This window comes from Gordonia marina, assembly GCF_052036135.1.
Lineage (GTDB): Bacteria > Actinomycetota > Actinomycetes > Mycobacteriales > Mycobacteriaceae > Gordonia.
Window position 1 is genome coordinate 1 of sequence record NZ_JBPSDN010000068.1, and the last position, 6,937, is coordinate 6,937.

Sequence of the window (6,937 nt, forward strand, 5' to 3'; positions counted from 1 at the left end):
CTACACGGCTACCTCGACGACCTCCCGCCCACCGAGTTCGAAGGGAGGTTCTACGCTACCCAGCAGGGCACCCAGGCCCTGGTTGAAATCAAATGACCAGAGCCTCCACCAGACCCAGTGCGGTTCAGTGAATCGGTATGGGGCGTCTTGGTGCGTGCTTCGTTGCCGCCCGACTGAGTGGCTTCGTCGCGGGTTGCACCTTGGGCTGCCTGAGCTTCTTCGTGGTCTTTGCGCGATTGTTCAACTCTGCGGTGCGCGGCTGACAGTTTGGCAGTCCAGTCAGTTGGAACGGGCCCAGAGGTGAGTTCCGTGAGCTCGTCGAGGATCTGCCGCTGCGCTGAGCCCCGACTCAGAATGTGGTTGCCGCCGCGTTCGCGGACGCGCCGCCTAACAGCCTGAACGATCGTATCGGTCATCGGCGCGTCAGTGAAGAAAGATCCTCGCCACGCAACGGGGCGTACACGGCCGGTCTCGGGGTGCGGGAACCAGATGCTCGACAAGTCGTGCGGGTCGACAAGAAAGGGAACCTTGTTGTCGTCGTCCCTGAACTGGCCCCGTGCGACATTCCGAAAATCATCGAGCAGCTTGCCGTCGTAGACCATCTCAGCAAACTCGACACCTGCGACTCCGACTGTGCCCCACTTGACCGGAAGCATCTGATAGATCATGTCTGCACGCTGCGGTACGTCGATACGGCCGGTGACGTCGAGCATGATGTCCCAGAGCTCCAAAGGACTGGTGCGAGCGGTGGGCTCACCACCGATAACCAAGCCTGTGTGCCACGACCGGTGGTAGTCCAAGGCGACGAATCGCCGAAGGTGTTCTTCCAGTTCGGCGGCCGTGACCAATGCCTCCTCGGCGACCAATCGACCGCGCTCCGAGGTATTGCGACCTTTGTAGCCGGGGAGCTGTTGAACGGCCCGTTGTAGCGTCTCGTGCCAGCGTTCAACGTGGGGGTTGTCCGTTGGCTTCTTCCCGCGACTGAGCAACAAGTCAATCCCGAAGTCGCGCAGAATCGCGCGGAAGTGATCGGACACGAAGATCGAACCGTGGTCGGCGCGGATCGCGTCCGGCATGACGCCAGGGATGTGGTGCTCTCCTTGAAGCGTAGTGAAATCGGGTGCAACACTTCTGCGCCCAACGTTGACCGCGACATCAGAAGCGTCGACGACTTGGGGCAAACCGGCCCAGCGCCAGTGACTGATGGTGGTGCCCTCCACCATCATCGAGAACGGGCGGCAGATGTCGTAGAGAAGTAGCCCGGCATCGATTCCATCGGCGCTCTTCGGCACCACGCGCAGTGCGAGGACCACTCTGGTGGCGACGTCGATTGCAGTGAGGATTTCGACGCTGAAGGGTCGCCCGAGAAGCGGGTCGTATACGAGGTTGTCCGCCCTCGTGGCGTCGATGGCGACTATTTGCCCAGGCCTGATTGCGGGGAAGTGCTCTTTGCCCGACACGCGCTGTAGCGACCGGCTTCTCTGGGTGCGGGTTGTTGCGCCCGCGCCCCGTTTGAGGTGCGCGAGATACTCTGCCGTCAGACGCTGCGGCGTGGAGACATCCACGTGCCCTGCACGCTTGAGCTCAACCTTGATCCGCCGATCAAGCTCGCTGATGTTGGCGTCCGCCCGATCTCCGTCCAGGGTGGCGAAGACCAACTCAGCAACAGTCCGATAGCGCTCATCGATTCGCTCCCACGTCTGTTCGCGACGCAGGGATCTGGCATCGAGGAGCCCGAGTAGTCCGTCGCGTTTCCATGCACGCACCCAGTTGCGGATGGTGCTGTCGACCGGAGCCGATCGCTTGATCTCACCGTTCGCGATGCGGCGTTGTAGGGCACGATCTCCCACAGCTTCTTGCTGCAACGCGACCGCCATCGCGCGACAGCGCGCCGCCTCGGAGACGCCGAAGCCTTCGCCGAAGGGTGGGCGCGGTTCGCCATCGCGCGCGAGTTCGGCGTGACCGTCCCGGTAGCCGGTCAGTATCTCATGCACGATTTCAAGTTTGTCGAGGGCGGCTCGGCGCGTTTCCTCAGACAGGCCATCCCAGTACGGGCGGAGCGCCGGTCTGATTGGCGCTACATCGCCATCGACCACGACTCGCACCTCTGCGAGTTCGGGCCAATCGACGTGCAAGGAATCGCCGACGCTGGTGCGGAGGTCTACGCCGGCCGCTGATACCGCTGTCACCAGACCGGTTCCCCACTCAGTCAGAAGTCGGCCACCGACCTCAACCACTGTGCGACTTGTGTCCACTACGCCACCAGTCCCGCGCGCACTGGCGTTTCCATCGTCAATCGCTTCGAGAGGTTGGTATCCAGCTCACCGGACCAGACCATGTGCCAGACCACGGCGATGGCCTCCCCGTTTCCGGTATCCAGACGAAATAGGGAGCCCAGAGTCGCGGCGTCGTTACTTGCTTCCTTCCCGATCTCGCCAGCCACCTGGTCATACCAGGAAGGCCTTCGGCGGTAGCCGTGCAGCCACAGAAGGTTTAGGCGTTCTACGCGGTCGAGTCCGTTGAATACCTCGTGACGCCATCCCACATTCGCGCAGGCGGCCTCGACCATTGCGACCTGAAGCTTGAATTTGTCGTCCATCTTGTGCGGCAGGCGTGCATTCCAGAGCGTTACCGCCCCGGTGTCGTCAAGGCTGAGTAAGTCGGGCGTGTTTTTCGCCGAGGACGATCCGCCCCGCTTCAGCTGACACGGTTGCGGTATCAGCGCGACGATATCGTTGAGCCGGTCCAGGCGTCGCAAGAGGTCATGCTCGAGGCCCGACTCGAGTTCTAGGTGGTCGCGCATGGTCAGTGAATACGCAGTGACAGGTATGTGCCGGTGACGTTCCGAGGATCGAGGCTTGCGAATCGGAACTACACGTGCGAGATCCGGCGGACCGTCGGACCGCCAGTTCAACACGCGGGACACCTTGTCGCCAGCGAATCGGAACCGCCACGTCACCGCCGCGCGGGAACTCTCGGTCAAGTGACACCTCCGCTTCCGCAGGAATTAGCACCAAATCTAGCAAGAAATCGAGGTCGAAGGGCTACTAAGGGAGCAAGTCGACAATCGGTCAGCGAGGCATTTCGGGTGATAGGCCGACGTCTCCTTCGCCCCATCAGCGGTCCGTGTCGGAAGGCTGCGATAGGTTGCTCCCATGGCCAAAGGCAATCAGGTCGCTCCGTCGACGAAGTTCGAGCAGACGCTGCAGGCATCGGCTCAGCTGCCGGGTGTGCAGATCAACCGGGAGGCCTTCCTCCGCAGAGAGCTGAAGCGATACTGCACCGACGAGCAGATCAAACTCGCTATCGCCACAACACCGGCCGAAGCAGGCGTAACACCTCAAGTGATCGACAAGATCGCCAACAGCGTGATCAAGTTCGAGACCGGCAAGGTGACGACACTTTCCACGGCAGCCGGCATCCCTGGAGGCCTCGCAGCGATCGGCACGGTCCCGGCTGATATCGCGCAGTACTATGGGCACCTTCTTCGCGTCGTCCAGAAGCTCGCCTACATCTACAGCTGGCCGGAGCTCTTCGACGACAGCGCCGACGGAATGGACTCCGCGACCGAAAGCATGCTCACGCTGTTCATCGGCGTGATGTTTGGCGTGAACGCGGCCCAGGCCGGCGTGGCGCAAGTCTCGAAGTTGATCGCAAGTGAAGTGGCCAGGAAGCTGCCGCAGAAGGCTCTCACCAAGGGTGCGATATATCCGGTGGTCAAGAAGGTTGCAGGGCTCCTGGGCATTCAGATGACCAAGCAGGTCTTCGCCAAGAGCGCAGCCAAGGTCGTGCCGCTGGTAGGCGCGGTTGTCTCGGGAAGCCTGACCTTCGTCACGTTCATGCCGATGTCGAAGCGGCTCCAGAAGCACCTCGCAACCCTTCCGCTGACCAAGCCCGGTCACGGAGTCACCGAGCAAGCGTCGAATCCGCCGAGCACATCCCCAAAACCAGCACCAACGTCATCTGCGAATTAGACGAGCTCATCCCACAAGCCAATCGCCGATAGCCTGCCGCCAGCCGCCGGTCACTTCAGCCCCTTCGTCGCCCGGTTTCACCCGCGCACTCGGCGATTTCCAGGAATAGATTCCCCGGCAAAATTAGCAGGAAATCATACCGAAACGCGGGCTACGGGCAACGCTCGCCTGACCATGTTTGCCCTAGTCAGGGCGATTCTTACGCCGTGATCAGGCTTGTTAAACAAGCGGGACCACCTTGCTAATCTTCGCTGCATCTCGACAGTGAGCCCTCAGCCCCGCGCCATGTCCACGAATTTCGACAGGTGCAGCTGGTGGGCGACGGTGATCGTCGCCGTCGGGCCGTTACGGTGCTTGCCGACGATGATGTCCGCCTCTCCGGCGCGGGGGTCGTCGCGCTCGAACGCATCGGGCCGGTGCAGCAGGATGACCATGTCCGCATCCTGCTCGAGAGAGCCCGATTCACGCAGGTCGGAGACCTGCGGGCGCTTGTCCGTCCGCTGTTCCGGACCACGGTTCAGCTGCGAGATCGCCACGACGGGGACTTCCAGCTCCTTGGCGAGCAGCTTGATCGACCGGGAGAACTCGGAGACCTCCTGCTGGCGCGACTCCACCTTCTTGCCCGAGGTCATCAGCTGCATGTAGTCGATGACGACCAGCTTCAGGTCGTGGCGCTGCTTCAGGCGGCGCGCCTTGGCGCGGATCTCCATCATCGTCAGGTTCGGCGAGTCATCGATGAACAGCGGCGCGTCACTGATCTCGCCCATCCGGCGGGCCAGCCGCGACCAGTCGTCGTCGCTCATGTTGCCCGACCGCATGTCGCCGAGCTTCACGCGCGCCTCGGCGGACAGCAGACGCATCACGATCTCGGTCTTGCTCATCTCCAGCGAGAACATGGCCGCGGCCTTGCCGTTGTGGATCGACGCCGAGCGCAGGAAGTCCATCGCGAGCGTCGAATTGTGCGTCGGGATCATCGCGCCGCCCGCCAGGTAGAGGCGGTCGGCGTTGTCGACCTGCACGCAGCGCACCGGAACCGAGGCGACGGGCCGGATCGCGGTGATCCGGTGTCCGCGGGCCCCGGCCCGCAACTCCTTGTGCCGCACGGCCTTCTCGTGGACGGTGAACACGTCGTCGTCGGCGGACATCCGGATCCAGCCGTTCGGCTCGCGCTCATAGCTGTGGCCGAGGCCGGCGATCAGATCGCTGAGCACCTCGTCGGTGTGCCGGGTGACCACCGGCACGATGATCGTGCCGTCGTCGTCGACCCGCGCCCGCGCATCGAGCAGCCCGGCCAGCACCGCCCGCCGCTGCCGGATGGAGCCGCGCAGGTACTCGTCCGGGATCAGCCCGGCCAGATCGGCCATCAGGGTCATCACGTCGACGGGCCCCTCGGCCTCGATGCACGCGCCGATCTCCGGATCGTCGTACGCCATCCCGGCCAGCGCACCGACCGTGTACGGCCCGTAGGCGAACTCGCGCTCGGGAAGTTCGATCGGCTCGGTCGCCGGCACCACGGCGGCACCGACGTACTCGCGCAGGTCGCCGGTGGTACGCACCTTGCGCTCACCGTCGACGTCGACCGCCCAGAGGTGATCACGATCGGCGACGATCACCGGCCCGCCGTCGAACTCCACCTCGAAGCACGGCCGCTCGGTCATCACCTCGCTGATCGCGACCACCCGCGTGGGCCTGCCGTCGGCGCCGATCAGCCGATCGCCGACCGCCACCTTGCCCATCCGCGTCCAGCCGGTCGGGGTCGGGAGCGGGGTGTCGAGAGCGAGTGCCTTCCCGACACCGGGCCGCGCGGCGACGATGATCATCTGGCCCGGGTGCAGACCGTTGGTCAGCTTGTCGAGGTCGGCGAACCCGGTCGGCACGCCGAGCGACATGCCGCCGCGCGAGGCGATCGAGTCGAGTTCGTCGAGCGTCGGCTGCATCAGCTCGTCGAGGATCACGTAGTCCTCGGACGACGTCCGCTCGGTGACGTCGTAGATCTCGGCCTGTGCCCGGTCCACCACCTCGGCGACGTCCTGGCCGTCGGCCCCGGCGTAGCCGTACTGCACGATGCGGGTGCCGGCCTGCACCAGCCGGCGCAGCAGCGCCTTCTCGGCGACGATCTCGGCGTAGAAACCCGCGTTCGCCGCGGTCGGCACCGTCGAGATCAGCGTGTGCAGATACGGCGCCCCGCCGGCCTTGCGGAGTTCGCCCTGGCGATCGAGCTCGTTGGCGACGGTCACCGCGTCCGCCGGATCACCGCGCCCGTACAGCTCGAGGATCGCGTCGTACACGGCCTGGTGCGCGGGCTTGTAGAAGTCGTCGGGCTTGATCTTCTCCAGGACGTCCGCGATCGCGTCCTTGGACAGCAGCATGCCGCCGAGCACCGACTGCTCCGCGGCGATGTCCTGCGGCGGCTGACGGAGCGTCTCCTCCGGCGTCGAAGGCGGCTCGGTGAGCGACGCGTCATCGTCGTCGTTGATCGTCACCGCACTGCTCCCTTCTCCTGCCGGCGGCCGTTCCCGCACCGTCGTCGGGGAGCCGTGATTCGAGTCCTTCGCCGAAGGTTAGGGGCCCGTTCACCCGCGCGGCAAACGGTGGGTGTGGACAACACTGTGCGAATCCTGTGGACAACGGCACGTCCTGCGAGAAGCACTGTGCACAAATCTGTGGACGGACCTCGAATTTCTCCCGGATCAACCCCTGTTTTCACTGGTGAAAGCCCTTTCCTACTGTCCACAGGCGACGAAATTCTCGTGCTCGGCGTGTCGCGTTGCGCCACGCCCGGACCGGTGTCGATATTCGGTTGAGGTGCATCATTCGCTCGAACGACACCGCGGCGGGTCAAGCCCCAAGTAGTGGTGTAACTCGTTGTTGATCCTTCGGTGGTGGTCAGGCTGGTATTTGCATCAGGTCATCGGTGGTCACCTCCGTCGTCGAGTCGGTGTTTGTGTCGGTGGTCAGGGTCA

At 63.9% G+C, this 6,937-nt stretch carries 4 protein-coding genes; 1 reads left to right on the forward strand and 3 read right to left on the reverse strand.

From position 1 onward, the window contains the following. Positions 1 to 50 precede the first annotated feature (50 nt). Positions 51 to 2,096: a transposase family protein gene (locus tag ACSEEN_RS21135; RefSeq protein WP_502260918.1), complete on the reverse strand. Its 2,046-nt coding sequence runs from the start codon at positions 2,094 to 2,096 to the stop codon at positions 51 to 53. Between the two features lie 158 nt (positions 2,097 to 2,254). Continuing rightward, positions 2,255 to 2,959, reverse strand: coding sequence for a TnsA-like heteromeric transposase endonuclease subunit (locus tag ACSEEN_RS21140; RefSeq protein WP_306302654.1), 705 nt, complete (start codon positions 2,957 to 2,959; stop codon positions 2,255 to 2,257). A 196-nt stretch (positions 2,960 to 3,155) separates the two neighbouring features. Here ACSEEN_RS21140 and ACSEEN_RS21145 point away from each other — a divergent pair, with 196 nt between their 5' ends. After that, entirely contained in the window at positions 3,156 to 3,974 is an 819-nt protein-coding gene (locus ACSEEN_RS21145) for a hypothetical protein (protein ID WP_006896694.1), read from the forward strand. A gap of 272 nt (positions 3,975 to 4,246) precedes the next feature. Here ACSEEN_RS21145 and dnaB read toward each other — a convergent pair whose 3' ends face one another. Then, complete coding sequence (gene dnaB / locus ACSEEN_RS21150; RefSeq protein WP_371308122.1) at positions 4,247 to 6,457, reverse strand: replicative DNA helicase; 2,211 nt, start codon at positions 6,455 to 6,457, stop codon at positions 4,247 to 4,249. Positions 6,458 to 6,937 lie beyond the last annotated feature (480 nt).

Bases quoted from the DNA above. Each gene is read 5' to 3' on its own strand.
- ACSEEN_RS21145 (WP_006896694.1), top strand. From the start codon at position 3,156: ATGGCCAAAGGCAATCAGGTCGCTCCGTCGACGAAGTTCGAGCAGACG.